This window comes from Streptomyces sp. NPDC053427, assembly GCF_044544985.1.
Classification (GTDB): Bacteria; Actinomycetota; Actinomycetes; order Streptomycetales; family Streptomycetaceae; genus Streptomyces.
The window spans coordinates 32,969-57,157 of record NZ_JBITYA010000002.1; the positions used below are offsets into that span (position 1 = coordinate 32,969).

At 73.2% G+C, this 24,189-nt stretch carries 23 protein-coding genes, 1 other RNA gene and 1 pseudogene; 11 read left to right on the top strand and 14 right to left on the bottom strand.

Going from position 1 to position 24,189, the window contains the following annotated elements:
• Positions 1-21: 21 nt before the first annotated feature.
• The 3 genes from ACIGWZ_RS04825 to ACIGWZ_RS04835 all read right to left on the bottom strand — a co-directional run bounded on the left by ACIGWZ_RS04825 (position 22) and on the right by ACIGWZ_RS04835 (position 4,291).
• Positions 22-1,092: a serine hydrolase domain-containing protein gene (locus ACIGWZ_RS04825; RefSeq protein WP_400060884.1), complete on the bottom strand. Its 1,071-nt coding sequence runs from the start codon at positions 1,090-1,092 to the stop codon at positions 22-24.
• 56 nt (positions 1,093-1,148) lie between these two features.
• Entirely contained in the window at positions 1,149-2,480 is a 1,332-nt protein-coding gene (locus ACIGWZ_RS04830; RefSeq protein WP_400060886.1) for a multidrug effflux MFS transporter, read from the bottom strand.
• Between the two features lie 158 nt (positions 2,481-2,638).
• Positions 2,639-4,291: an alkaline phosphatase D family protein gene (locus ACIGWZ_RS04835; RefSeq protein ID WP_400060887.1), complete on the bottom strand. Its 1,653-nt coding sequence runs from the start codon at positions 4,289-4,291 to the stop codon at positions 2,639-2,641.
• 230 nt (positions 4,292-4,521) lie between these two features.
• On the opposite strand from ACIGWZ_RS04835, the gene ACIGWZ_RS04840 reads away from it, so the two are divergent.
• Positions 4,522-5,346 carry an SDR family oxidoreductase gene (locus ACIGWZ_RS04840; RefSeq protein ID WP_400060889.1) on the top strand — a complete coding sequence of 275 codons (825 nt, stop codon included), beginning with the start codon at positions 4,522-4,524 and terminating at the stop codon, positions 5,344-5,346.
• Between the two features lie 53 nt (positions 5,347-5,399).
• A complete protein-coding gene (locus ACIGWZ_RS04845) occupies positions 5,400-6,296 on the top strand; it encodes a PhzF family phenazine biosynthesis protein (RefSeq protein WP_400060890.1) in 897 nt (298 codons plus the stop codon).
• A gap of 224 nt (positions 6,297-6,520) precedes the next feature.
• On the opposite strand, the gene ACIGWZ_RS04850 is transcribed toward ACIGWZ_RS04845, so the two are convergent.
• The gene (locus ACIGWZ_RS04850) at positions 6,521-6,760 is read right to left on the bottom strand and encodes a hypothetical protein (RefSeq protein WP_400060892.1); all 240 of its coding nucleotides are present in this window, start codon (positions 6,758-6,760) and stop codon (positions 6,521-6,523) included.
• 216 nt (positions 6,761-6,976) lie between these two features.
• On the bottom strand, positions 6,977-7,237 hold the full coding sequence (locus ACIGWZ_RS04855) for a hypothetical protein (RefSeq protein WP_400060894.1): 261 nt from the start codon (positions 7,235-7,237) through the stop codon (positions 6,977-6,979).
• Between the two features lie 777 nt (positions 7,238-8,014).
• Here ACIGWZ_RS04855 and ACIGWZ_RS04860 point away from each other — a divergent pair.
• Complete coding sequence (locus ACIGWZ_RS04860; protein ID WP_400060896.1) at positions 8,015-8,167, top strand: hypothetical protein; 153 nt, start codon at positions 8,015-8,017, stop codon at positions 8,165-8,167.
• Positions 8,168-8,509: 342 nt separating this feature from the next.
• Here the strand turns inward: ACIGWZ_RS04860 and ACIGWZ_RS04865 are convergent.
• Positions 8,510-8,689 (bottom strand): annotated as a pseudogene (locus tag ACIGWZ_RS04865) (hypothetical protein); the annotation flags it as partial.
• A gap of 170 nt (positions 8,690-8,859) precedes the next feature.
• Positions 8,860-9,261, bottom strand: an RNA gene (gene rnpB, locus ACIGWZ_RS04870) — RNase P RNA component class A.
• Between the two features lie 77 nt (positions 9,262-9,338).
• Between rnpB and ACIGWZ_RS04875 the strand changes: the two genes are divergently transcribed.
• Both ACIGWZ_RS04875 and ACIGWZ_RS04880 read left to right on the top strand, forming a co-directional pair.
• A complete protein-coding gene (locus ACIGWZ_RS04875) occupies positions 9,339-10,151 on the top strand; it encodes a MerR family transcriptional regulator (protein ID WP_400060898.1) in 813 nt (270 codons plus the stop codon).
• On the top strand, positions 10,148-10,798 hold the full coding sequence (locus tag ACIGWZ_RS04880) for a hypothetical protein (RefSeq protein WP_400060900.1): 651 nt from the start codon (positions 10,148-10,150) through the stop codon (positions 10,796-10,798). The genes ACIGWZ_RS04875 and ACIGWZ_RS04880 overlap by 4 nt, the downstream gene beginning before the upstream one ends.
• On the opposite strand, the gene ACIGWZ_RS04885 is transcribed toward ACIGWZ_RS04880, so the two are convergent.
• The gene (locus ACIGWZ_RS04885; protein ID WP_400060902.1) at positions 10,785-12,269 is read right to left on the bottom strand and encodes an RNB domain-containing ribonuclease; all 1,485 of its coding nucleotides are present in this window, start codon (positions 12,267-12,269) and stop codon (positions 10,785-10,787) included. The genes ACIGWZ_RS04880 and ACIGWZ_RS04885 overlap by 14 nt on opposite strands.
• Before the next feature lie 201 nt (positions 12,270-12,470).
• Here ACIGWZ_RS04885 and yaaA point away from each other — a divergent pair, with 201 nt between their 5' ends.
• The gene (yaaA, locus tag ACIGWZ_RS04890; protein ID WP_400060904.1) at positions 12,471-13,268 is read left to right on the top strand and encodes a peroxide stress protein YaaA; all 798 of its coding nucleotides are present in this window, start codon (positions 12,471-12,473) and stop codon (positions 13,266-13,268) included.
• Positions 13,269-13,356: 88 nt separating this feature from the next.
• On the top strand, positions 13,357-14,016 hold the full coding sequence (eda, locus tag ACIGWZ_RS04895) for a bifunctional 4-hydroxy-2-oxoglutarate aldolase/2-dehydro-3-deoxy-phosphogluconate aldolase (protein ID WP_400060906.1): 660 nt from the start codon (positions 13,357-13,359) through the stop codon (positions 14,014-14,016).
• Between the two features lie 106 nt (positions 14,017-14,122).
• Here eda and ACIGWZ_RS04900 read toward each other — a convergent pair whose 3' ends face one another.
• Genes ACIGWZ_RS04900 through ACIGWZ_RS04910 form a run of 3 tightly spaced genes read right to left on the bottom strand, consistent with a single transcriptional unit; the run spans position 14,123 to position 16,914 of the window.
• Positions 14,123-15,304 carry a bifunctional RNase H/acid phosphatase gene (locus tag ACIGWZ_RS04900; RefSeq protein ID WP_400060908.1) on the bottom strand — a complete coding sequence of 394 codons (1,182 nt, stop codon included), beginning with the start codon at positions 15,302-15,304 and terminating at the stop codon, positions 14,123-14,125.
• A 3-nt stretch (positions 15,305-15,307) separates the two neighbouring features.
• A complete protein-coding gene (locus ACIGWZ_RS04905) occupies positions 15,308-16,051 on the bottom strand; it encodes a zinc ribbon domain-containing protein (RefSeq protein ID WP_400061984.1) in 744 nt (247 codons plus the stop codon).
• Entirely contained in the window at positions 16,048-16,914 is an 867-nt protein-coding gene (locus ACIGWZ_RS04910; RefSeq protein ID WP_400060909.1) for a Nif3-like dinuclear metal center hexameric protein, read from the bottom strand. Before ACIGWZ_RS04910 ends, ACIGWZ_RS04905 begins: the two co-directional genes overlap by 4 nt.
• Before the next feature lie 283 nt (positions 16,915-17,197).
• Here ACIGWZ_RS04910 and ACIGWZ_RS04915 point away from each other — a divergent pair, with 283 nt between their 5' ends.
• Positions 17,198-18,634: a hypothetical protein gene (locus tag ACIGWZ_RS04915; protein WP_400060911.1), complete on the top strand. Its 1,437-nt coding sequence runs from the start codon at positions 17,198-17,200 to the stop codon at positions 18,632-18,634.
• A gap of 8 nt (positions 18,635-18,642) precedes the next feature.
• Positions 18,643-18,810, top strand: a complete 168-nt coding sequence (locus ACIGWZ_RS04920) for a hypothetical protein (RefSeq protein ID WP_400060913.1) — start codon at positions 18,643-18,645, stop codon at positions 18,808-18,810.
• A 99-nt stretch (positions 18,811-18,909) separates the two neighbouring features.
• On the opposite strand, the gene ACIGWZ_RS04925 is transcribed toward ACIGWZ_RS04920, so the two are convergent.
• From ACIGWZ_RS04925 to ACIGWZ_RS04935, 3 genes are all read right to left on the bottom strand, one after another.
• A complete protein-coding gene (locus tag ACIGWZ_RS04925) occupies positions 18,910-19,881 on the bottom strand; it encodes a 3-oxoacyl-ACP reductase (RefSeq protein WP_400060915.1) in 972 nt (323 codons plus the stop codon).
• A gap of 29 nt (positions 19,882-19,910) precedes the next feature.
• Positions 19,911-20,996: a Zn-dependent alcohol dehydrogenase gene (locus tag ACIGWZ_RS04930; protein WP_400060917.1), complete on the bottom strand. Its 1,086-nt coding sequence runs from the start codon at positions 20,994-20,996 to the stop codon at positions 19,911-19,913.
• A gap of 78 nt (positions 20,997-21,074) precedes the next feature.
• Positions 21,075-21,950, bottom strand: coding sequence for a MaoC/PaaZ C-terminal domain-containing protein (locus ACIGWZ_RS04935; RefSeq protein ID WP_400060919.1), 876 nt, complete (start codon positions 21,948-21,950; stop codon positions 21,075-21,077).
• 515 nt (positions 21,951-22,465) lie between these two features.
• Here ACIGWZ_RS04935 and ACIGWZ_RS04940 point away from each other — a divergent pair.
• On the top strand, positions 22,466-23,416 hold the full coding sequence (locus tag ACIGWZ_RS04940; RefSeq protein WP_400060921.1) for an ABC transporter ATP-binding protein: 951 nt from the start codon (positions 22,466-22,468) through the stop codon (positions 23,414-23,416).
• On the top strand, positions 23,416-24,144 hold the full coding sequence (locus ACIGWZ_RS04945; protein WP_400060923.1) for an ABC transporter permease: 729 nt from the start codon (positions 23,416-23,418) through the stop codon (positions 24,142-24,144). The genes ACIGWZ_RS04940 and ACIGWZ_RS04945 overlap by 1 nt, the downstream gene beginning before the upstream one ends.
• Positions 24,145-24,189: the final 45 nt, after the last annotated feature.

A 24,189-nucleotide genomic window follows, 5' to 3' on the forward strand; every position in this document is an offset into this window, starting at 1 on the left:
GCCCGGCCGGCCCCGGGCCGGTCAGCGGACGACGGCGCGCGCCAGGCAGGTCGCGGCGGCCGCCCGCGGGGCGCTGCCGCCGTTCGTGCGCCGGGGGTGGACGGTGTTGGCCAGCAGCACCAGGAACGTGTCGGTGGCCCGGTCCAGGACCAGGCTGGTGCCGGTGAACCCGGTGTGCCCGGCCGCGCCCCGCCCCGCCAACTCCCCCATGAAATACGGCTGGTCGACGCCGAAGCCGAGGCCGGGCGGATCCAGCAGGGCGGCCACCGCCTCCGGCCCCAGGATGCGGGCGGAGCCGTACGCGCCGCCGTTGAGCAGCGCCCGGCACAGCACGCCCAGGTCCTGGGCGGTGGAGAAGAGGCCCGCATGGCCGGCGACGCCGCCCAGCGCCCAGGCGTTCTCGTCGTGCACCACGCCGCGCAGCAGCCCCCGGTCCGCCTTGGCCCACGGCCGCCGCTGGTCCTCGGTCGCCGCCACGCCCGGCGGCGCCAGCGGCCCGTAGGAGGTGCTGGTCAGGCCCAGCGGCCGCGCGATGCCCTCCCGTACGAGGGCGTCCAGGCGGTGCCCGGTGACCGCCTCCAGGACCAGCTGGAGCGCGATCAGGTTGAGATCGGAGTAGCGGTACGCGCCACCGGGCGGGCCCGCCGGGGCGGCCGACTCCGCCCACAGCAGCGCCAGCTGGTCGGCGCGCCCGGTGCGCTCGTGGAACGGCAGCTCGGGGCGCAGGCCGGAGGTGTGGGTGAGCAGCAGGCGGACCGTGCTGCCCGGGGCGAAGGCCGGGAGATGGGCGTGCACCTCGTCGTCGAGGTCCAGGCGGCCGGCCTCCACCTGCTGCAGGGTGACGATCGCGGTGAAGAGCTTGCTGAGCGAGGCGAGGTCGAAGACCGTACCGACCCGCATCGGCTCCCACAGGTCGCGGGGAAGATCCAGGCCGCGGTCCCGCTCGGGGTCGTAGGCGCGGTAGCGGACCGCCCAGCCTGCGGCGGCCTCGGCGGCGACGAACGGGCCGCGCCCGGCCAGCACCACCGCGCCCGCGCACCAGGCGGGCCGCCCCTCGGGCAGCGCCCGCACACCCTGGACCAGCCGCTCCATCCATGCGGGGTCGAGTCCCGCCCGGGCCGGTGTGCCGTGTCTGAGTCCCGGTGCGTTCAGAGTGTCTTCCTCTCGCCCGCCGTGCCGCCGAAGTTCTCCCCCCTACGCTGCCACGGGCGGCACATTCCCAGGAAGCACACGAGCGCCGAAACGGCGCAGGAAAGCTGCACCACGGCCATCGGTACGGCGGTCCGCTCGCCCGCGATGCCCACCAGCGGGGAGGCGACCGAGCCGAGGAGGAACGTCGAGGTGCCCAGCAGGGCGGAGGCGGAGCCCGCCGCGTGCGGGGTGCGCAGCAGGGCCAGGGTGTTGGTGCTCGGCATGACCAGGCCCATCGCGGCCATCAGCACGAACAGCCCGGCGGCCACCGGCACCAGGCCCACCGCGCCGAAGACCCCGGAGGACATCAGCAGCAGCCCCGCCGCGGCGACGGCGATCAGCACCAGACCGACGCCCAGCACCTTGTCCATGGCGACCCGCCCGACCAGCACCTTGCCGTTGATCTGGCCGACCAGCACCAGGCCGACGGAGTTGAGGCCGAAGAGCAGGCTGAAGACCTGCGGGGAGGCGCCGTAGATCTCCTGGACGACGAACGGTGAGGCGGAGATGTAGGCGAAGAGGGCGGCGAAGGCGAAGGCGCCGGCCAGGAGGTAGCCGGAGAAGGCCCGGTCGGCGAGCAGGCCGCGCATGGTGCGCAGGGTGTGGACGAGGCCGCCGGAGTGCCGCCGGGCGGGCGGCAGCGTCTCGTGCAGCGTGCGCCACACCAGGAGGGTGAGCAGGACGCCGACGACGGTCAGGACGACGAAGACGCCGCGCCAGTCGGTGGCCCGCAGGATCTGGCCGCCGATCAGCGGTGCCACCACCGGGGCGACGCCCGAGATCAGCATCAGGGTGGAGAAGAACCGCGCCATCGCCACGCCGTCGTAGAGATCACGCACCACGGCCCGCGCGATGACGATGCCGGCCGCACCGGCCAGGCCCTGCAACAGGCGGAAGGCGATGAGCAGTTCGGCGGTGGTGGCGACCACGCACAGGGCGGTGGCCAGGATGTAGATCACCATGCCGGCCAGAAGCGGGCGGCGCCGTCCCCACTTGTCGCTCATCGGGCCGACGATCATCTGGCCCAGGGCCATGCCCGCCAGACATGTGGTGAGGGTCAGCTGGACGGTGGCGGCGGGGCTGTGCAGGGCGGCGGTGACCTGCGGCAGGGCCGGCAGGTACATGTCCATGGAGAGCGGCGGGACCGCCGTGAGGCCGCCGAGGACGAGGGTGACGAGGAGGCTGGTGCGGCGGGACGCGGACGGTGCAGACGGTGCTGCCGCCGCGCCCCGCCCGGATATTGCGGGCTGGTCCTGGGTTCCGGCCGTGCTGGGGCCCGGCTCCGTCATGAGCGTCTCCATGGGTGAGTGATGGCCGCACCATGGTGGCACGCAGACGGCGACGCCCGGCCGGGTTCCCGGCCCTCCATTGGTCCTACGCCGCGCGCATGAGCGGAATGTACGCAAGGACGTAGGACCAAGGGAGGTCACCGGCGGCCGGCCGTGCCTCAGGCGGGCTTCAGCCCCGGGTCGCCCGCCTCGGAGACGAACGACGCGGCGGTCCGCACCGGCGCCCCGGGCGTGGTGACGGCGGACACCGTCCGGTAGTCGCCGCGCGCGGCATCCTGCCCGAGGGTGACGGTCACATAGCCGCGCCGCCCGTTGTAGAACTTCAGATGCGGGTTGGCGGCCATGTACGTGCCCCAGTTGGCGGGCTTGTCCGCGCCGTCCTTGCCGCTGGCGATGGAGCTGGTCACGAACTCCACGCCGGCGGTCCGCGACCCCGGATCCTTGAAGTCCTTCTTGATGTCGAAGGCGTAGTGGACGTGCACATCGCCGGTGAGCACGACGAGGTTGTCCACGCCGGCCGATTCCGCGCCCGCCAGCACCCGCTCCCGGGAGGCCGTATAGCCGTCCCAGCCGTCCATGCTGACCTGGTAGTCGTCGCCCGTGGCATTGCGCCGCTCGGAGAACGTGACCTGCTGGGGCAGCACGTTCCACCGGGCGGTGGAGGCCCGCCAGCCGTCGATCAGCCACCGCTCCTGCGCCGCGCCGGTCAGGGTCCGCTTCGGGTCCTGCGACTCCGGGCCGGGCGCGTGCCAGCCGTCCCCGTACGCCTGGTCGGAGCGGTACTGGCGGGTGTCGAGGATGTCGAACTGGGCGAGCTGCCCGTACTGGACGCGGCGGTAGAGCTGGGCGTCGGAGCCGGTGGGCCGCTGCGGGCGGCGCAGCGGCTGGTTCTCCCAGTACGCGCGGTAGGCGGCGGCCCGGCGGACGAGGAACTCGGCGGGCGGGAGGTTGTCCTCGCTGATGTCGGAGGCGTAGTTGTTCTCCACCTCGTGGTCGTCCCAGGTGACGAGGAAGGGGTGCGCGGCATGGGCGGCCTGGAGGTCCGGGTCGGACTTGTACAGGGCGTAGCGCAGCCGGTAGTCGTCCAGGGTGACCGTCTCGCGGTTGAAGAACGCGGGCAGCGTCCGGTCGGTGTAGTTGCGGGCGCCGCCCACCGCGCTGACCGGGTACTCGTAGAGGTAGTCGCCGAGGTGGAAGACGATGTCGAGGTCCTCCTGCGCCAGGTGCCGGTAGGCCGTGAAGTAGCCGTCGTGGTAGGCCTGGCAGGAGACGGCGGCCAGCTTGAGGTCGGAGATCCGGGCGCCGCGGGCGGGCGCGGTGCGGGTGCGGCCGACGGGGCTGATCCAGCTGCCGGCGCGGAAGCGGTAGTAGTAGACGCGGTCGGGGGCGAGGCCGGTGGGCTCGATGTGCACGGAGTGGTTGAACTCCGGGTGCGCGTCGGCGCTGCCCTTGCCCGCGAGCCGCTGGAACCGCTCGTCGTAGGCGACCTCCCAGCGGACCGTGACCCGGGCGTTCGGCATGCCGTTGCCCGGCTCGTACGGGCGCGGGGCGAGCCGGGTCCACAGCACCACGGAGCCGGGCAGCGGGTCGCCGGAGGCGACGCCCAGGGTGAAGGGGTTCTCGCTGATCTTCCGGGCGTCGGCCTCCGCGGCGTAGGCGGCGCCGGTGCCCGGCAGGTTGGTCGCGAAGGCGAGCGCGGCGGCTGCGCCGGTGACGGTGAGAAAGCGACGGCGGCCGACGTGCGCGGCGGCGGCCCGGATCTCCTGCTCGTGCGCCGGGGTCTGCTGCTGGCGCGCGGCGTGCTGGGTCATCTGCCCCTCCCCTGACGGTGGTTGTCACCAGTGATTGGAGGGGTCGGTCCTGGCGTGCCGCTGTCGCCGGTCCGACGCATACATGACAGTCGGATGAGGACTGGGCCCGCAACGGACGCCCCGGGACAATCGCGGCACCCTGCCGCCCCGCCCCGGGCCGCCGCGCCGGGCCCGGTCCCACGTGGTGAGCGCGGCCCGTCCGCCCCGCGCCCGCCGTCTACGCTGCCGCCATGGCACAGAACACCAACCAGGCCGACGCGGTGGACGAGACGGACCGGGTACGTACGGCGCCCGCCAACGGCAAGGTGGCCGTGGTCACCGGCGCCGGTTCCGGCATCGGCCGGGCGGTCGCCCGGGAGCTGATCGCCGCCGGCTGGCACGTGGCCCTGGCCGGACGGCGCCCGGAGGCGCTCGACGAAACCGCCCGGCCGTTCGGCTCCCTCGGCACCAACGGCCCCGCGGTCGCCCCGGTGCCGACCGACGTCACCCGCCCCGACGAGGTCGACGCCCTCTTCGCCGCCGTCCGCGACCGCTTCGGCCGCCTGGACCTGCTCTTCAACAACGCGGGCACATTCGGCAGGCCGGGCCCGCTGGAGGACATCTCGTACGAGGACTGGCGCGCGGTCGTCGACGTCAACCTCACCGGCTCCTTCCTCTGCGCCCAGGCCGCGTTCCGCGCCATGAAGGAGCAGGATCCGCAGGGCGGCCGGATCATCAACAACGGTTCCGTCTCCGCCCACGTACCGCGGCCGCACTCCGTCGCCTACACGGCCACCAAGCACGCCATGACGGGCCTGACCAAGTCCCTGTCCCTGGACGGCCGTCCGTACCGGATCGCCTGCGGCCAGATCGACATCGGCAACGCCGCCACCGAGATGACCGGCCGGATGCAGACCGGCATCCTCCAGGCCAACGGCGGGACGGCGGTCGAGCCGGTGATGGACGCGACGGACGTCGCCCGTACGGTGCTGCACATGGCCTCGCTGCCGCTGGAGGCGAACGTGCAGTTCGCGACCGTCATGGCGACGGCCATGCCGTACATCGGACGGGGCTGAATTCCCCTCCGCCGAAGGGGAATAGCCGGACCCTAGCGCCGCGTTCCCCCGGCATGACAGAGAACAACACCGGCCAGGACACCTCCCGGACCACCCCCGAGGTCCTGCGTTACACCGCCTTCTCCACCGACCCGAAGGGCGGCAACCCGGCCGGTGTCGTCCTCGACGCCACGGGCCTGGACGACGCCGCGCAGCTGGCCATAGCGGCCGAAGTGGGCTATTCGGAGACGGCGTTCCTCACCCCGCCGCCCGAGGGCCTGGGCGGCGAGCCGGGCCGCGCCTTCACCATCCGCTTCTTCAGCCCGCTCGCCGAGGTGGCGTTCTGCGGCCATGCCACGGTCGCCACCGCCGTGGCCCTCGCCGAGCGGTCCGGCCCCGGCGACCTGCTCTTCGCCACCCAGGCGGGCCCGGTCCCGGTCACCGTCCGCGAGGAGTCCGGCGTCCTCCAAGCCACGCTCACCAGCGTCGAGCCCCACGTCACGGACGTCACCGACGCCGACCTCGCCGAGGCCCTGGCCGCCCTCGACTGGCCCGCCTCGGACCTCGACCCGGCCCTGCCGCCCCGCATCGCCTTCGCCGGAAACAACCACCTGGTCCTCGCCGCCGCCACCCGCGACCGCCTCGCCCGCCTCGACTACGACTTCGACCGCCTGGCGGCCCTGATGCGCCGTCTCGACCTGACCACCCTCCAACTGGTCTGGCGCGAGTCGGAGTCGGTCTTCCACGTCCGCGACCCCTTCCCGGTGGGCGGCGTCGTCGAGGACCCGGCCACGGGCGCCGCGGCGGCCGCCTTCGGCGCGTACGCCCGGGCGCTGAACCTCGTCGAGGAGCCCGCCACGCTGACGCTGCACCAGGGGCACGACCTGGGGCGGCCGGGGCTGCTGACGGTCGAGCTGCGGGCGGGGGACGCGCGGTCGCATGTGACGGGCGCGGCGACGGTCATCGACTGAGGGCAACGGGAGACGGCGACGGCCGTCGGGCAGGGCCGAGGGTCAGCGGGCGCCGGAAACCGGGAACCAGGAACCGGAGAACTCGGTAGGCAGCGCCTCGGCCGTCGCCCCGCCGGACGGCCCGGTCGACCCGCCCCCGGCCGTCCCGCGCGGGGCCGCACGACACGCAACGGACCGGACACCGACAGCCCGGACGACTGCCGTGGTGCGCCCCCGCGCCCCGCTCACCCCAGCGGGTGGTCCACCCACGCGACCATCGCCGACAGCGCGACGACGATCGCCACCAGCACGCCGAACACCAGCAACGGCCGTGCGTGGTAGGCCCATTGCCGGCCACGCGCCGATCCCCGCCCGGACGCACGCGGGTGCGCCCGCAGTCCCGCGCCCCGGCCTCCGCTCCGCAGGCCCAGCGCCCAGGTGACCCGTCGCTTCCAATAGACCAGCCGGTAGTAGTGCTTGAGCACCGCATCCCCCGCACGTTTTTTCGAATGAAATCCGTACGAGGGTACTGGCGCCCACCCGCCCACGGCCCCGGCGCCGACAAGCCGAAGCCCGTCGACGGCCGGTACGGCCATCGACGGGCTCAGACGTGACGGATCGGGACCGCGACGGTCGGGATTCCGACGGTCGGGATAGCGGCGGTCGGGACGATCCCGGCGGGCCGAGCGCAGGCAGGCCGTCTAGTAGCCGCCGTCGCCCTGCCCCTCCTCGCTCTCCCACCAACCGTCGTGGCAGACGCGGCCCTCAGGGTCGTGGTCGCCCTCGTTGTAGTCCCCGTACCCCGTCGTCTCACCATTGGGGCCCTGCCCCCAGCTGGTGTAGTAGTACCGGCACCCCTGCCCCTGCCCCTGCCCCTGCGCCGCCTGAGCGGCGGGCACCGCCGCCAGCCCGGCCCCCAGCACCATCAGCCCGGCGATCGCGGCACGCGTCAGCTTTCCCATGAACCAGCCTTTCCCTTGTTAGTGGCCGGACTTTTCCGCCCGGCGAAGAGAAATTCCGAAGAGGCCACAAAAGCCCTTCCACGGAGGGCAGGTACAAGAAATTCATGGGCCCCCTGCACCGAATCCGGACCCCTCCGGAACGCCGCCACATTAGCCCGCGGCACGGACGGCGCCGCATTACCCGATCGGACGAGTTTGACCCGAGGCGACACGGGCACACACAGGGACAACTAGCCTTTGAACAGGAATGATACGACCCTGAGGCATCGGGACGGACGAGCCTGAGGGCCGCACACCGACCACCACACCGTCCATTTCCCGCCTTTTCCTCTGGCCGGAACAACTCCCCTTCCACGGCGGCGGAATTTCCCAGACCGACGCAATTTCCGGCTGTCCCACTTTCCCTTGACAGACCCTCACCACGATGAGGTGAAGCAGGAAGCGGGAAGGCGGGAAGGGCGAGAACGCATAGAGCATCACGCACAGGAAACCGTCAGCCGATGGACGTCGAGACCGGGCCACCCCAACACCGCAGCCCCCGCCCAGCAGTTGGGACCACCCCGCGACACGGCCGCCCACTCCCCCGGACCCCCACCCCGCTTCGGCCACCACACGTCGAGGACCGACCCCCGGTTGATTTCACAAATGCACAATCGCGTAGGGTGGTTTGGTGCGAGGGAGCCCGCACCCGGCCTTCCGGCGACCAACCTCCGGCCGATGAGGGCTCCCCGCGTGGAACCCGCTGTCGTTTCTCGCGTTCACGAAAGGGGACTCCCCATGCAGTCTACGGAAGCACACCCGAACCCCCCTCGCCCCGGCCGATGGCACGGCTACCGCCGACTCGTGGCCACCAACTTCCTGCGCGGCGCCTCGTACGCCTGCGGCACGGCGGTCATCGGCCTCGCGACATGGTGGCTGCAGAACCGCTGAACCACACCTGAGGTCTCGTCAGGACCACCGGAGACGTGGGGAACTTCACCGGCCCTCGGTCACGCCGACCCGAGGGCCTGAAAGGCCCAGGACCTGCCCAACGGCGTACCGCGCGGTCCCCGCTGCGCCCGCTTTCCGCGCATGCCTTTCCCCGAACGGGCACCGCACCCAACTGGATCAGCGGACCGGGCACCGGCGGAGCACCGTGAGCCGGCGCTGTCACCCTGCGACGCACCCGGAACAAAGAGCGCCGCTCCGAGGCCGACGCGGTGGTGCGCCGGTCAGCGCGGGCGCGTTGGGTGGCGGCGTCAGCTGGAACCGACATTGCGGTGTGCGTGGTACTCGGCGGTGGTGCAGTCGCCGCGAAACAGATGGGCCGAGAGCGCGAGGGAGTGCAATTCGGCCCGCGGGGCGCCCCGTGTGCCGGTGCAGGGTGCCTGCGTGGGACCAGATGCGGAATGTGATCGCCTGGTCGCCCGGCAGTTCGGCCAGCACCTGGGCTTCGCGCATGTGCGCCGTGGCGCGGACTCGCCGCGCTCGGCGGTTGGCTTCGCCTGCGGGCCGATACCGCCACCGAAGGCACCGAGGAGCCCCTCGGGGAGCGGGCACCGATCGATTCTCCCCAGGCACTCCCCAGGGGAAGTACGGATCATGAAAAACGCCCCTCCGTTGCAGGTCAGGGGCGGAGGCGGCGGACGAGTCGGCCTGTACGCCGGGTTCTGTCTCCCCCGGTCCTTGCGGGCCGAGGGGAGGCGGCCATCCATCTAGGGCTGCCGTTGCCGACAGCCTCGTGCGGTCTACCCGCGGACTCGGGCGGGCAGCCCTCGGTCGTCCGCGCAGAGCCATCTGTCGAGGGCTCCTCTTGACCTTGCTCCGGGTGGGGTTTACCTAGCCCTCCGAGTCACCTCGGAGGCTGGTGGTCTCTTACACCACCGTTTCACCCTTACCGGCGGCCGAAGCCTCCGGCGGTCTGTTTTCTGTGGCACTGTCCCGCGGGTCACCCCGGGTGGGCGTTACCCACCACCCTGCCCTGTGGAGCCCGGACGTTCCTCGGGGAGACCTGATGATCTCCACGCGGCCGCCCGGCCGGCTCGTCCGCCGTGCCGACCATGCTACCTGGCGTACAACGGCGGCTTGACCTTGCCGCGACGGCAACGTTTTTACTGGCCGCATGAGGATCGGAGAACTCGCAGGTCTGGTCGGGGTCAGCACCCGCGCCGTACGTCACTACCACCACATCGGGCTGCTGGCCGAGCCCGAACGCCGCGCCAACGGCTACCGGGAGTACGGGCTGCGGGACGCGGTCGCCCTCGCGCGCCTGCGCCGGCTGACGGAGCTGGGATTCGGGCTGGACGAGGTGCGGGACATACTCGCCGACGATTCGGGGCGCGAGCTGCACGAGGTGCTGGCCGAGCTGGATGCGGACCTGGCCCGGCAGGAGGAGGAGATCCGGGCGCGGCGGGCCCGGCTGGCCGCCCTGAAACGGCAGGCGGAGGAGCACGGCGGACTGCCCGCGGAGGGTCCGGTGTCGGACGAACTGGCCGCGCTCTTCGGGGAGATGGCCCGCACCGCGGCCGCGCGTCCCGGCCCGGAGCCCGCGATGGCGGCGAAGGAACGGGAGGTGCTGGCGCTGCTGGAGTCGACGGCGGGCGGAGGAGCGGGCAGCCGGGTGGTGGAGCTGCTCGGGGAGGCGGGCGCGGAGCCGGGGGCGATGACCCGGATTTACGAGGTGTACGGGCTGCTCGATGCGCTGGCGGAAGCCGCGCCGGACGATCCGCGGGTGGCGCGGGTGGCGCAGGCGCTCGCCGACTGCATCCCGGATGCGGTGATCGCCGAGGTCGGCGAGGAGGACTGGGGGCGGGTGGCCGGGCAATGTGCGGAGCCGGAGGACGGATTCCTCGCGGCGTACTACGCGCACTTCGGGCCCGCGCAGGCCCAGGCCGTACGCCGGGCGATCCAGCTGGTCGTGGAGCGTGCGCGGTGAGCCGGGGCGGCACGCTGCGCCGGCTGGCCGTCCACGAGGCCCGGTCGATGGCCGGCCTGGTGCGGTGGGTGGCGCGGCGGCGGACCGGGGTGGCTGCGGGCGAACGGGAATGGGCGTACGCGGCGGGGCAGGCGGCCGTCGTTTACGGGCTGACGTTCGTGTGTGTGGTGGAGACCGTCGGGGTGAGTGTGCTGCTCGCGGACCATCCGGTGCCGCATGCGGTGATGCTAGCCGTCGATGTCTACACGGTGCTGATGATGCTGGGGTTCCAGGCCACGGCGGTCACCCGGCCGCATGTGCTCGGGGCCGACGCCCTGCTGGTGCGCGCCGGCGCCCGGATGGAGATACGGGTCCCCCTGGAGGCGATCGTCTCGGTACGGCATGAGCTCCGGTCCGCCCACGACGGCAAGGGCGGCGACGGGACCGTGGCGATGGCCGTGGGCGGGCAGACCTCGGTGACGCTCGAGCTGGCCGAACCGGTCGTTGCGGTGGGGCTGTCGGGGCGGCGCGACACGGTGCGTACGGTGCACTTCCATGCCGATGACGCGCGGGGCGCGGTGGCGGCCGTACGGGCCGCGGTCAGGGAGAGGGCCGCGGCCCTGGAGACGGCGGCGGCCGGGGAGACGGCGGCGGTCAGGCCGGAGTGAAGCGGATCGGGGCGTGTCCCGGGTCGGCGGCGGTCAGACGCACCTGGATGCGGTGGCCGAGGGGCAGGCCGGGGCCGTCGGGGGCGGATTCGATGCGGCCGATGACGGCCGGGTCGTAGAGGTGGACGGTGCCCTGGGTCGGGTCGTCCTCCTCGGTCTCGACCACCAGACCTTCGAAGATCTCGCCCACCCGGTCGCGCAACAGCGCCGCCTCCACGAGGTCGACGCAGGCCCGCTCGACCTGGTTGGCGCGCTGGGTACCGGTCTCCATCTCGCGCGGCAGGACGGCCAGCGCGCCGCGGACCCAGTCGGCCGGTTCGCTGCCGGCCGAGGCGGCCAGGCACAGCTCGGAGGTGTAGCGGTCGACCAGCCGCCGCAACGGCGCGGTGGCGTGCGCGTACGGGGCGGCGACGGCGGCGTGCAGCGCGGCGGAGGCGTCCGGCGGGGTGCCGTCGAAAGAGGTGTAGCCGGCGCCGCGCAGCAGGGCGGTGCACTCCTGGAGGAAGGCCGCGTGGGTGGCGCGGCGCGGGTCGAGGGTGCGGACGAGGGCGGCGTAGGACGTGTGGTGGGGCCAGTCGACACCGAGGGCGCGGGCGGTCAGCCGGAGGCGGGCCACGGAGCCGTCCGGGGCGAGGGGCAGCGTACGGAGGATGCCGGTGCCGGAGGCGAGCATCAGCTCGGCCGCGGCCATGCCGGTGAGCAGGGAGATCTGGGCGTTCCAGCCCTCGGCCGGGAGGGGGGCGCGGTAGGCGAGGGTGTAGCGGCCGCCGCGCTCGACGATCTGCTGCTCGGGGACGTTGAGGGAGATGGCGCCCCGGGCGACCTCCAGCTCCTCCCGCAGCAGGCCGATCTCGCGGAGCAGGGCGAGCGGTTCCTCGGCGGTCCTGTCGTCGACGACCCGCTGGACTCCCGCGTAGTCGAGCCGGGCGCGGGAGCGGACCAGGGCGCGGCGTACGGAGGTGGCGGTCAGGGCGCCGTGTTCGTCGAGGTCGTGCTGCCACAGGACGGCCGGGCGGTCCTGGTCGGGCAGCAGGCTGGCGGCGCCCTCGCTGAGGGTGTACGGGTGCAGCGGGACGCGTTCGTCGGGGAAGTAGAGGGTGGCCACGCGGTGGTGCGCCTCGGCGTCGAGGGCGCCGCCGGGGGTCACGAAGGAGGCCACGTCGGCGATGGCGTAGTGGATACGGAAGCCCCCGCCGGGCCGCCGGGACAGGAACATGGCCTGGTCGAGGTCGAGGGAGCCGGGCGGGTCGAGGGTGAAGAGGGGGAGGCCGGTGGCGTCCTCGAGGGTGTGCTCGGTCGCCACCGCGCCGTCGGCGGCCGGGATCCGCGGGGCACGGGCGGCGCTCTCCGCCTCGGCCTGGGCCGTGGGCGGGAAGTGGTCCGGGATCTCCAGCCGTGCGCGCAGGTCATGCAGCGCGGCGCGCAGCGGGGCCTCGGCAGCGTCGGTCACATGCATATGGCGACGGGGCATATAACCGAGCGTATGGCGGGGCGGCGCCGGTGGCGCGGTGTGATCGGCCGCCCCGCGCTCCGGGCGCCGCGGAGCGCGGGGCTCGGCCGCCCCGGGCGGGCCCCTTTCCCACGGGGTGAGCGTGTGCTTCGGCCGCGGGCCCCAGGCCATACGCTTTCTCGGGGCCGCACCCCCGCCCGTACCGCCGTGAAGGAGAACACCGTGCTCGTGCTGTTGCCGCCGTCCGAGGGGAAGGCCGCGGGAGGGACCGGGGCGAAGCTGGACGTGGGATCGCTGTCGCTGCCGGGGCTGAACGCGGCGCGCGAGGCGGTGCTGGAGGAGCTCGTCGAGCTGTGCGCGGCGGACGCGACCAAGGCCCAGGAGGTGCTCGGGCTCAGCCAGGGGCTGAGGGGCGAGATCGCCAAGAATGCCGGGTTGCGCACGGCCGGGACGCGGCCGGCCGGGGAGATCTACACCGGGGTGCTCTACGACGCCCTGGGGCTGGCCACGTTGGACAAGCGGGCGCGACGGCTGGCCGAGGAGTCGCTGCTGGTGTTCTCGGGGCTGTGGGGCGCCGTGCGGATCGGCGACCGGATTCCGTCCTACCGCTGCTCGATGGGCGTGAAGCTGCCGGCGCTGGGCGCCCTGGGGGCCCACTGGCGGGCGCCGATGGCCGAGGTGATGCCCGAGGCGGCCGGGGAGGGGCTGGTGCTCGATCTGCGGTCCGCGGCGTATGCGACGGCGTGGAAGCCCAAGGGCGAGGTCGCGGCGCGTACCGCCACGGTGCGGGTGCTGCAGTCGAAGATCGTGAACGGGGTCGAGAAGCGGTCGGTGGTGAGCCACTTCAACAAGGCGACCAAGGGCCGGCTGGTCCGCGACCTGCTGAGCGCGGGGCTGCGGCCGGAGGGTCCGGCGGAGCTGGTGGAGGCGCTGCGCGGGCTCGGTCATGCGGTGGAGGCCGAGGCCCCGGCCAAGGGCGGCAAGGCGTGGGCCATCGATGTGGTCGTGACGGAGCTGTAGGGCGGCTCCGTGGCGGCTCCGTGCACGCAACGCCTGTCGTTGCAGTGTGCGCAACGCTCGTTGCGAGGAGTGGGGCGGTGCACGCACTATGGGCGGCGTGACTAGCGCCGCCTCCTCCCCCGTGCCCCCCTCCCCCTCGGTCCTCGGGCTCGCCCCCGTCATCCCGGTCGTCGTACTGGAGGACGCCGCCGACGCCGTACCGCTCGCCCGCGCGCTCGTCGCGGGCGGGCTCCCGGCGATCGAGGTGACCCTGCGGACGCCCGCCGCCCTGGATGCCATCCGGGCCATCGCCGACGAGGTCCCGGACGCGGTGGTCGGTGCCGGGACGCTGCTCACCCCCGGGCACGTCGAGGCGGCCCGCGCGGCCGGGTCGCGGTTCCTGGTCAGCCCCGGCTGGTCGCCGCGGCTGCTGGGCGCGATGAAGGACTCGGGGGTGCCGTTCCTGCCGGGCGTCTCGACGGCGTCGGAAGTGGTGGCCCTGCTCGACGAAGGCATCACCGAGCTGAAGTTCTTCCCGGCCGAGGCGGCGGGCGGGACGGCCTACCTGAGGTCGCTGGCCTCCCCGCTGCCGCAGGCCCGCTTCTGCCCGACCGGCGGCATCGGTCTGGCGTCCGCGCCCTCGTACCTGGCCCTGCCGAACGTGGGCTGCGTCGGCGGCACCTGGATGCTCCCGGCCGATGCGCTGGCCGCGAAGGACTGGGGCCGGGTCCGTCAACTCGCCGAGGAGGCCGCGCAGTTGGCGGCCTGAGCCGCTCGCGCACCGGCGGCCGCGCGCCGGCCGTTCGCACGACAGGGGCCCGGGACATCGGCGATCCGACGTCCCGGGCCCCTGCGTACGGTGTCCGCAGGCTCTCCTACCGCAGATGCGCCGTCTCGTTCAGCAGCCGCAGCGAGGCGTTCCCGTCCGCGTAGTACGCCACCGCCGACAGCGACGCCGCCGACAGCTCCATCCGGAACAGCGACTCGGGCGGGGCGCCCAGCGCCAGCCGGACCAGGGTCTTGATCGGCGTGACATGCGTGACCAGGAGGACGGTCCTGCCCGTGTAGCGGGCGATCAGCTTGTCGCGGGCGACCGCGACCCGGCGGGCGACCGTGGCGAACGACTCGCCGCCACCGGTGGGCGCCGCCTCGGCGGAGCCGAGCCAGGCGTCGAGGTCCTCGGGGTGGCGCTCGCGCACCTCGGCGAAGGTCAGCCCCTCCCACGCCCCGAAGTCGGTCTCGCGCAGGCCCTCTTCGATACGGACCTCCAGGCCGAGCCGGGCGGCGACCGCCCCGGCCGTCTCCCGGCAGCGCCGCAGCGGCGAGCTGACGACGGCCTGGATCGTGCCGCGGGCGGCGAGCGCGGCGGCGGTGGCCTCGGCCTGGCGGCGGCCGACGGCGGAGAGTTCGGGGTCGCCGCCGCCGCTGCCGGAGAACCGCTTCTCGGGGGTCAGCGCCGTCTCGCCGTGCCGCAGCAGGACGAAGGTCGCGGGCACGCCGAGGTCGGGGGCGCCCCACCCGGCCTGCGGGCCCGCGGACTCGCCCGCCTCGGCGGCTTCGTCGGCGGCCCGCGCGGCGGCGCTGCGGGCGGGCGCGGCCGGGGTGGCGAGCGCCGCCCCGGAGTCGCGGGGCTCCCACTGCTTGCCGCTCTTGCCCGCGTCCATCGCCTCGTTGGCGAGCCGGTCGGCGTGCTTGTTCTTCTCCCGGGGGATCCACTCGTAGGTGACCCGGTCGGGCGGGAAGATCTTCTTCGCCTCGGCGGCCAGCGGCTTCATGTCCGGGTGCTTGATCTTCCAGCGGCCCGACATCTGCTCGACGACGAGCTTGGAGTCCATCCGTACGTGGATCGTGGCCTCGGGGTCCAGGGCGTGCGCGGCGCGCAGCCCGGCCACCAGGCCCTTGTACTCGGCGACGTTGTTGGTCGCCGTGCCGATGAACTCGGCGGCCTCGGCCAGCGCCTCGCCGGTCGCCGGGTCGAGGACCACCGCGCCGTAGCCGGCCGGCCCCGGGTTGCCCCGGGAGCCGCCGTCCGCCTCGACGATGAACTCCGCCGCCATGGCCTACAGGCCCGAGTCGGGCGTGCGGACCAGGATGCGGGTGCAGTTCTCGCAGCGGATGACGGTGTCGGCGGCGGCCGCCCGCACCTCGTTGAACTCGGTGATGTCCAGCTCCAGACGGCAGCCCTCGCAGCGGCGCTGGTAGAGGCGGGCCGCGCCGACGCCGCCCTCCTTGGCGCGGATCTTGTCGTAGAGCTTGAGGAGGTCGGCCGGGATGTCGGCGACGGTCAGCTCGCGCTCCTTGGTGACCGTGTCGCGCTCGGCGTCGATCTCGGCGTAGGCGGCGTCCCGGCGCGCGGCGGCGTCGTCGACCTTGGCCTGGATGGCCTCGACCCGCGCGGTGAGCTCGGTGACCCGCTCCTGGGCGGCCTCGCGGCGCTCCATGACCTCGAGGACGACGTCCTCCAGGTCACCCTGCCGCTTGGCGAGCGAGGTCAGCTCGCGCTGGAGGTTCTCCAGGTCCTTGGGGGAGGTGACGGCTCCGGAGTCCAGGCGCTTCTGGTCGCGGGCGGCGCGCTGGCGCACCTGGTCCACGTCCTGCTCGGCCTTGGTCTGCTCGCGGCTGGTGTCGCTCTCCTCGGTCTGCGCGGCGACGAGCAGGTCGCGCTGCTGGATGAGGTCGGCCTCCAGGGTCCCCAGCTCGGCGAGCTCGGGCAGGTTGTTGCGCCGGTGCGCGAGCTGGGTGAGCCTCACGTCCAGGGCCTGGATGTCGAGGAGGCGGATCTGGTCGGCGGGCGCGGCGTTCAGCGGGGGGCTCCTGGGGTGTTCGTCGGGGTGGTGAGCGGGGCGGACGCCGCGTGGGCGGTCCAGGGGTCGGTGACCGTACGGGAGACATGCGTGCGCAGGCCCCAGCCGTGCCGGTCGGAGACCGCGTCGAGCTGTGCGGCGGCCTGCTCGCACCAGGGCCATTCGGTGGCCCAGTGGGCGGCGTCGAGCAGCGCCAGCGGGGACTTCTGGGTGGCCTCGGAGGCCGGGTGGTGGCGCAGGTCGGCGGTGAGGAACGCGTCCACACCGGCCGCCCGTACGTCGTCGAAGAGACTGTCGCCGGAGCCGCCGGAGACGGCGACCGTACGGATCTCACGGTCGGGGTCGCCGGCCGCCCGGATGCCCTGCGCGGTGGCGGGCAGCCGGGCCGCGGCGTAGGAGGCGAAGTCGGCCAGCGTCATCGGGTGCGCCAGCTCGCAGATCCGGCCCAGGCCGCGACGGCCGGCCGGGTCGCTCGCGTCCGGCACCAGCGGGCCCAGGATGCGCAGATCCAGGGCTCCGGCCAGGGCGTCGGAGACGCCGGGGTCGGCGGTGTCGGCGTTGGTGTGCGCGACATGCAGTGCGATGTCGTGCTTGATCAGGGTGTGCACCGCCCTGCCCTTGAAGGTCGAGGCCGCGACCGTCGTCGTACCGCGCAGATAGAGCGGGTGGTGGGTGACCAGGAGGTCGGCGCCGAGCTGCACCGCCTCGTCGACGATCTCCTGGACCGGGTCGACGGCGAACAGCACGCGGCGGACCTCGGTGGAGGGGTCTCCGCAGACCGTGCCGACGGCGTCCCACCCTTCGGCCCGCTCGGGGGGCCACAGGGCGTCGAGCGCGGCGAGGACTTCAGACAGTACGGGCACGGGTGGAAGGTTACCTCCCGGCTGTGACGGAGCGGGGGCCGTGGCTCCGGCGGCCGCTTCCTTCCGGCCGTCGCGGAGCCGGGAGGCCGCGCCGCGGCGCGGCCGGCACCGCGCCGGCGCCCCGTGCGCGGCGGGCTCGGCCGTCGCGCACGCAGCACAAACACCCCGCCCATGACCGGCGAATTGGACAACTGACACCCTTATGCGTGAAGTGCGGAAACTCGCATTGATCGGCCGGAAGTGCGAAAACTACCGTCGCCTCCTGACTGGAGGTGACCACTCGATGACGATCTGTGCCACTGAGGACGCCACGGCGCTCGGCAGCCCGCACCGCGCGGCGCTGACGATCGCCGCCGACGGCTCGTACGCCGCCCGGCTCGCCCGTCACGACGACGCCGCCGGAAGCCGGTTTCCGGAGCGCTGGACGCTGAGCGGGCCCGAGCCGTACGCGGTACCGCTGCCCGGTAGCCAGCCCGAGGAGCCGGACAGCCAGCTGCTGCCGCTCGCCGACGGCCGGGTGCTGATCCTGCGCCGGATTGCCGACCGCTTCGCGCTCTCCCTGCTCTACCCGACGGGCCCGGGGACCGGCGAACTCCTGCTGGGCACCGTGGCGGCGCCGGAGCTGACCCTGCTGCCGCCCGCGCCGGGCGGCATGCTCGGCTACGCCCTGGCGCCCGGCGAGCGCGGCACCGTGCTGTGGCGGGTGCACGGCGGCGCACACGGCCCCGAGCGGGTCACCGAGATCCCGGGGCGCTGCAAGGGCGGCGTCTGGCTGGATCACGACGGTCGGCTGCTGGCCCTGGACCGTGAGCTCGGGGGCCGGACGAAGACCGTGGTGCTCGACCTGGAGCGGGGCGGCGAACCCAGCCCGCTGCTGCAGATCACCGACGAGAGCAACGACCGTCTGCTGCTGGCCGACCCGGACAGCGGACTGCTGCTGCTGAGGTCGGACGCGCCGGGGCACGACCGGCTGGGCTGGGGCGTGCTCGGCAGCAGCCTGCCGGTGCGCTTCCCCGAATGCCTGCGCCCGGCCGACGGTTTCGTCACGCCGTTCGCCGTCCAGCCGGGCCAGATGCTGATGCCGGAGAGCTGTGCGGTGGCGTTCCGGATCGATACCGCGGACGGGCCGCGGCTGGGCGTATGGCGGCCGTCAGGGCGGCAGTTGCGGCAGCTTCCGGTACCGGAGGGGTGGCTGGCGGGGACGGGGCTGTGGACGGCGGGCGGCGAACTGCTGCTGCCCTGCGCGACGGCGGCGCGGCCGTGCGGGGTGGCGCGGATGGCCGTACCGCTGGAGCCCGTGCGGGGCACGGGTGCGGGTCCGCGCAGGGGGGCGGGCCCGGACGGGCGGACGGACGCGGGCGCGCGGACGAGGCCGGGCGCCGGCTTCCCCGTGGAGGTCGCGGTGGGGAGCAAGGGCGGGATTGTCCCGGATGCTCGGGATACCGATAACCGCTCCACACCATCTGCACAACTTTCCGACGCCGGCGCGGAACCGCCGGAGATCCCCGCGCATCCCCAAATGTGCAGGCCAGTACCGCTGCAACAGGCACCTCTGGCGGCACCGGAGGCCCGGTGGAGCGCTATTTCCCGCCAAGTTAGAATTCCGACGGGGGCTACGCAGCCGGTTGACCCGGCCACCGACAGTTCCGTTTGGGGCCAGCCCCTGCGGTTGCTGGGGGAGGTCCCGACGCGTACAGCTGTAAGCGATCTGACGGAGTGACTCTTTCCATGTCCGAAGCCCGAACCGACACGACCGAGGCGCGCCCGCAGGAAGGTTCCGCCCAGGCCGCCGAGGCGGCAAGTTCCGGCAGGCACCGTGGCCCGGCCGCCGCGGAGCAGGGCCAGGCCGATGTGCACGGCCGGCACCGCCGGGAGAAGCAGACCCAGGGCGCCTGAGGGCGCCCGTCCGGACCGGCGGTTTTCCGCCAGCCGGACGGACAGCGGCCGTGGCCGCCGCTCCGCTTCACCGGGGCGGCGGCCACGGCCGTTGTGCGTTCACCCCCGTTTGAGGCCCAGCACCTCGGCCGCCGCGAAGGTCTCGTTCGGCGGCCGCTCCGCGTAGTACGGCGTGAGCAGTCCGTCCAGCTCCTCGAAGCTGAAGACGTCCTTCGCGGTGTCGAACTTGGCGGCGATTCTGGGGCGTTCGGCGATGGCCACCATGCCGCCGTGGACGACCAGCAGCTGGCCGTTGACCTTGGCGGCGGCCGGCGAGGCCAGATAGCCGACGAGCGGCGAGACATGCTCGGGCGCCAGCACGTCCAGCGCGCCCCCGCCGGAGTCCTGGCTCTCCTCGAATCCTGGAATGCCCGCGAAGACGTCCTCGGTCATCCGGGTGCGGGCGCGCGGGCAGATGACATTGGCGGTCACGCCGTACTTGGCCAGGGCCAGCGCCGTGGAGGTGGTGAGCCCGACGATGCCGCCCTTGGCCGCGGCGTAGTTGGGCTGCCCCGCCGAGCCCGCGAGGAACGCCTCGGACGAGGTGTTGACGATCCGCCCGTAGACCGCTCCGCCGGCCTCCTTGGAGCGCGCGCGCCAGTGGACCGCGGCGAAGTGGGTGGTGTTGAAGTGCCCCTTGAGGTGGACGCGGATCACCGAGTCCCATTCGTCCTCGGTCATGGAGAACACCATCCGGTCGCGGAGTATGCCCGCGTTGTTGACCAGGATGTCGAGTTTTCCGTAACGGTCTACGGCCAGTTGGACCAACGCGCGGGCCTGCTCGAAGTCGGCGACGTCGCCGAGGTGGGCGACGGCTCGGCCGCCCGCCGCCCGGATCTCTGCGGCCACCTCCTCGGCGGGGGCGGCGGATGCCTCGCCGGTGCCGTCCCGGCCCGGCTGCCCGAAGTCGTTGACGACGACGGCGGCACCGAGGCGGGCGAGTTCGAGGGCCTCGGCGCGCCCGAGGCCGCGGCCGGCACCGGTGACGATCGCGGTCCGGCCCTCAAGTGGCAGTGGCTCTGGCTGTGCCATTGCTGTCCTCTCCTTGGCGAACGGGGGCGTCAGATCTCTATGCAGGTACGCAGCGCGGTACCGGAGCGCATCTGGTCGAGGGCGTCATTGATCTCGGCGAGCTGGACGCGATGGGTGATCAGGCCCTCCAGGTCGATGCGGCCCGCTCGCCACAGGGCGATGGCCCGCTCGTAGGAGCGCAGCACATCCGCGCCCCCGTAGAGCGAGGGCAGGATCCGCTTCTCGTCGAAGAACAGCTCGAACATGTTGACCTGGAACGTGTCGTCCATCGCGCCCGCGCCGACCACGCACAGGGTGCCGCCGCGCCGGGTCGCCTCGTAGGCGGTGCGGGCGGTGGCGGACTTGCCGACCACCTCGAAGACGTAGTCGAAGCCCTCCCCCGCGGTGACGCGCTGCTTGGCATCGGCGAGTTCGTCGGGCGCGACCGCCTCGGTGGCGCCGAAGCGGAGCGCGGCCTCGCGGCGGGCGGCCACCGGGTCGACGGCGATGATCTGCGCCGCACCGCAGGCCTTCGCGCCCTGGATGGTGGAGATGCCGACGCCGCCGCAGCCGATCACCGCGACCGAGGAAGCGGCCTCCACCTTGGCGGTGTTGAGGGCGGCGCCGAGCCCGGTGGTGACGCCGCAGCCGATCAGGGCGGCGATCTCGTACGGGACGTCGTCCGGGATCGGGACCGCGCAGTTGGCGGCGACCACGACCTCCTCGGCGAAGGTGCCGGTCCCGGCGAAGCCGAAGACGTCGGAGGGGTTGCCGCCGGAGCGCCTGAAGTTGGGCGTGCCGGCGTTCATGAATCCGGCCAGGCACAGATGCGTCTGGCCGCGTTTGCAGGACGGACAGCTCCCGCAGGCGGGCAGCCAGCACATCAGGACGCGGTCGCCCTGGCTCAGGCCGGTGACGCCGTCGCCGACGTCGAGGATCTCGCCGGCGCCCTCGTGCCCGGGGACGAAGGGCGCGGGCTGCGGCAGCACCCCGTTCATCGCGGAGAGGTCGGAGTGGCACAGCCCGGTGGCCCGTACCCGCATCCTGACCTTGCCGGGCCCGAACCCCACCGCCTCGATGTCGTCGAGGACTTCGAGTTTGTCCTGTCCTGTCTCGTGCTGTACGGCTGCGCGCATGTCACGGCTCCTTCCGGGTTGCGGGCTGTCCCCTGGGGGCGCGGGGTGTCCTCCGGGGTGCGCGGGGTGTCCCCTGGGCTAGCTGTATTCGACGACGGTGTCCGCGAGGACCGGCGCGTCGTCCCGGTCGGCCGCGGTGACCGACACCTGCGTCCGGCCCTCGCCCTCCCACATGCGGATCCGCAGCGTCTCGCCGGGGAAGACGACGCCCGTGAAGCGCGTGGTGTACGAGCGGACGCGCGCCACATCGCCGCCGAGCACCGTGTCGACGACGGCCTTGAGAGTGACGCCGTACGAGCACAGCCCGTGCAGGATCGGCCGGTCGAAGCCGGCGAGCTTGGCGAATTCCGGGTCGGCGTGCAACGGGTTCCAGTCGCCGGAGAGGCGGTAGAGCAGGGCCTGGTCCTCGCGGATGAGCCGTTCGGTGGTGCGGTCGGGGGCCCGGTCGGGGAGTTCGAGGCGGGCGGAGGGGCCGCGGTCGCCGCCGAAACCGCCCTCGCCGCGGACGAAGATCTGGGTGTCGCAGGTCCACAACGGGCCGTCCTCGTCGGCCACTTCGGAGCGCAGCACGATGACGGCGGCCTTCTGCTTGTCGTAGACCGCCGGGACGGTGGAGGTCTGGGTGGCGCGGCCGCGCACCGGGAGGGCGCGGTGGACGGTGACGGTCTGGCCGCCGTGCAGGACGGCGGCGAGGTCGACGTCGATGCCGGGGGCGGACAGCCCGCCGGCCACCGCCATTCCGCCGCCGGCGACGGTGGCGAAGCTGGGCAGGACGTGCAGCGCGCTCTCGAGGGTGTAGCGCAGTTCGTCGGGGTCGGTGGCGGGGTGGGGCTTGTCGGGGGTGGCGGCGCCGGCGCCGATGCCGAGGTGGTAGAGCTGGATGTCCTTGTGGTCCCAGGCGAGTTCGGTGGTCCGCGGCTCGGCGGAAGTGGCCTTGGCGGCGTCGATGGGCATGGGGCGGTCGCTCCTTCACCACGGTGGAAGACCCCGGCCCGGCCGTCCGCACCGTCGGCCGTGCCGGGGTCGTTTCGGGTCGGCGGGGCGGCGTTCGGTGGGTGTGCCGCCGGTGTTCCGACGGGCCTCCGGCGGTGAGCCGGCGGGCTTCCGGTGGGCTCCCGACGGTCTCCCGGCGGGCTCCCGGTGGGCTTCCGGTGGGCTTCCGCCCGGCCTGTGCCGGGTTTCCGGTGGGCTCCCGTCGGCACACTTCTAGAACGCGTTCTAGCCGATGGCTCTCATGTATAGCCGATCCACCGGGCACTCGGAAGCCCCCTGACGCGTTGTCAGGTCGGGGGCGGGGGACGAGTGCCCCTGACACCCATCACGACGCCCCCGACACACTTCGGGGTGCCCCTGACACCCACCCCGCGCACCCATGACATTTGTCAGGGCCGATCACACACATTCGCATCTGCCGCCGCACCGCGACTCTCCGTAATCTCGTGGACAGGAAATCGACGGGGAGGTCGGACATGACGTCGGGCACGACACAGACGGCAGGGCCGGTGAGCGCGGCACGGACAGGCGGCGGCGCGGCGGTGGGATTCACGGGCGTGACCCGGAGTTACGGCGCGGTCCGTGCCGTACAGGGGATGGATCTGGAGATCGCCCCGGGCGAGACGGTGGCGCTGCTCGGGCGCAACGGCGCCGGGAAGTCCACCGCCATCAACATGCTGCTGGGACTCCTGCCGCCCAGCTCGGGGACGGTACGGCTGTTCGGCGGCGAGCCCGAGGCCGCGGTGCGCGCAGGCAGAGTGGGCGCGATGCTCCAGGACGGGCAGCCCATCCCAAGGGTCACCGTCCGTGAGCTGATCACCTTCGTCGCCTCGACCTACCCGCGCCCCATGGCCGTCACCGAGGCCCTGGAGCTGGCCGGCCTGGGCGAATTCGGCGGGCGGCGGGTGGACCGGCTCTCCGGCGGGCAGGCCCAGCGGGTCCGCTTCGCGGTGGCGCTGGCCGGCAACCCCGAGCTGCTGGTGCTCGACGAGCCGACCGCGGCGCTGGACGTCGAGGCCCGCCGCGCCTTCTGGCGCTCGATGCGGGCCTATGCGCGGCGCGGCAACACCATCCTCTTCTCCACGCACTATCTGGAGGAGGCCGACGACAACGCCGACCGGATCGTGGTGATCGACGGCGGCCGGGTGGTGGCCGATGGCAGCGGCGAGGCGATCAAGCGGCAGGCCGGCGGGTCGCTGGTCTCCTTCGACCTCGCGGGCGCGCCGTCCGGGCCCCTGCCTGCCCTGCCCGGCGTGAGCTCCGTGGAGATACGGGGCGACCGCGCTCTGCTGCGTACGGCGGACTCCGACGCGACGGTTCTGGCGCTGGCCGAGCTCGGTCTCGTACGGGGCCTGCAGGTCGCCCCCGCCAGCCTGGAGGACGCCTTCCTCACCCTCACCGCCTCGTCCCCGAAGGAGATCGCGTAATGCTCGGCTACATCCGCCTCGAAGTCCGCCGCACGCTCCGCGACAAGGGCTTTGTCATCTTCGGCATCGGGATGCCGGTGCTGATGTATGTGCTCATGACCAACATCGGCGCGGGCCCCGGCGGCGCGGCCATGGAGTGGAGGATCGCCTCGATGGTCGGCATGGCCGCGTACGGGGCGCTGGGCGCGGCGATCGGCGTGGGGACCGGCGTCGCCGAGGACAAGCACCTGGGCTGGCTGCGGCAGCTGCGCATCACCCCGCTGAGCCCGATACAGGTGGTGGTGGCCCGCGGGCTGACCAGCACGGTGACGGTGCTGCCCGCGATCGCCTCGGTGCTGCTGGTGGGCGCGCTGGTCAACGGCGTCCGGATGCCCGGCTGGCAGTGGGCCGCGCTGGCCGTACTGCTGTGGGTGGGCACCGCACCCTTCACCCTGCTGGGCCTCGGCAACGGCTACCGTCTCTCCTCGCAGTCCACCGGAGTGGTCAACACGGGCTGCATGCTGCTGCTCTCGATCATCGGCGGTCTGTGGTTCCCGGCCGAGCTGTTCCCCGGCTGGCTGCGCTCACTGTCCACCTGGACGCCCGGCAACCGCTTCGCCGAGCTCGGTCAGAGCGTCACCCAGGGCGGCGCACCGAGCCTGGGCACGGTGGCGGTGCTGGCCGCCTGGCTGGCGCTCTTCGGCGGATACGCGGTATATGCGTACCGTCGGGCCGCACGGACGGTGTGACCGACGATCACGCGGACCAGGGAAACGACAGTGCACTTCACCAAG

Coding starts and splice junctions, on each gene's coding strand:
- ACIGWZ_RS04825 (WP_400060884.1), bottom strand. CDS start 1,092: ATGGAGCGGCTGGTCCAGGGTGTGCGGGCGCTGCCCGAGGGGCGGCCC.
- ACIGWZ_RS04830 (WP_400060886.1), bottom strand. CDS start 2,480: ATGACGGAGCCGGGCCCCAGCACGGCCGGAACCCAGGACCAGCCCGCA.
- ACIGWZ_RS04835 (WP_400060887.1), bottom strand. CDS start 4,291: ATGACCCAGCACGCCGCGCGCCAGCAGCAGACCCCGGCGCACGAGCAG.
- ACIGWZ_RS04840 (WP_400060889.1), top strand. CDS start 4,522: ATGGCACAGAACACCAACCAGGCCGACGCGGTGGACGAGACGGACCGG.
- ACIGWZ_RS04845 (WP_400060890.1), top strand. CDS start 5,400: ATGACAGAGAACAACACCGGCCAGGACACCTCCCGGACCACCCCCGAG.
- ACIGWZ_RS04855 (WP_400060894.1), bottom strand. CDS start 7,237: ATGGGAAAGCTGACGCGTGCCGCGATCGCCGGGCTGATGGTGCTGGGG.
- ACIGWZ_RS04860 (WP_400060896.1), top strand. CDS start 8,015: ATGCAGTCTACGGAAGCACACCCGAACCCCCCTCGCCCCGGCCGATGG.
- ACIGWZ_RS04875 (WP_400060898.1), top strand. CDS start 9,339: ATGAGGATCGGAGAACTCGCAGGTCTGGTCGGGGTCAGCACCCGCGCC.
- ACIGWZ_RS04885 (WP_400060902.1), bottom strand. CDS start 12,269: ATGCCCCGTCGCCATATGCATGTGACCGACGCTGCCGAGGCCCCGCTG.
- eda (WP_400060906.1), top strand. CDS start 13,357: ATGGGCGGCGTGACTAGCGCCGCCTCCTCCCCCGTGCCCCCCTCCCCC.
- ACIGWZ_RS04900 (WP_400060908.1), bottom strand. CDS start 15,304: ATGGCGGCGGAGTTCATCGTCGAGGCGGACGGCGGCTCCCGGGGCAAC.
- ACIGWZ_RS04915 (WP_400060911.1), top strand. CDS start 17,198: ATGACGATCTGTGCCACTGAGGACGCCACGGCGCTCGGCAGCCCGCAC.
- ACIGWZ_RS04920 (WP_400060913.1), top strand. CDS start 18,643: ATGTCCGAAGCCCGAACCGACACGACCGAGGCGCGCCCGCAGGAAGGT.
- ACIGWZ_RS04925 (WP_400060915.1), bottom strand. CDS start 19,881: ATGGCACAGCCAGAGCCACTGCCACTTGAGGGCCGGACCGCGATCGTC.
- ACIGWZ_RS04930 (WP_400060917.1), bottom strand. CDS start 20,996: ATGCGCGCAGCCGTACAGCACGAGACAGGACAGGACAAACTCGAAGTC.
- ACIGWZ_RS04935 (WP_400060919.1), bottom strand. CDS start 21,950: ATGCCCATCGACGCCGCCAAGGCCACTTCCGCCGAGCCGCGGACCACC.
- ACIGWZ_RS04940 (WP_400060921.1), top strand. CDS start 22,466: ATGACGTCGGGCACGACACAGACGGCAGGGCCGGTGAGCGCGGCACGG.
- ACIGWZ_RS04945 (WP_400060923.1), top strand. CDS start 23,416: ATGCTCGGCTACATCCGCCTCGAAGTCCGCCGCACGCTCCGCGACAAG.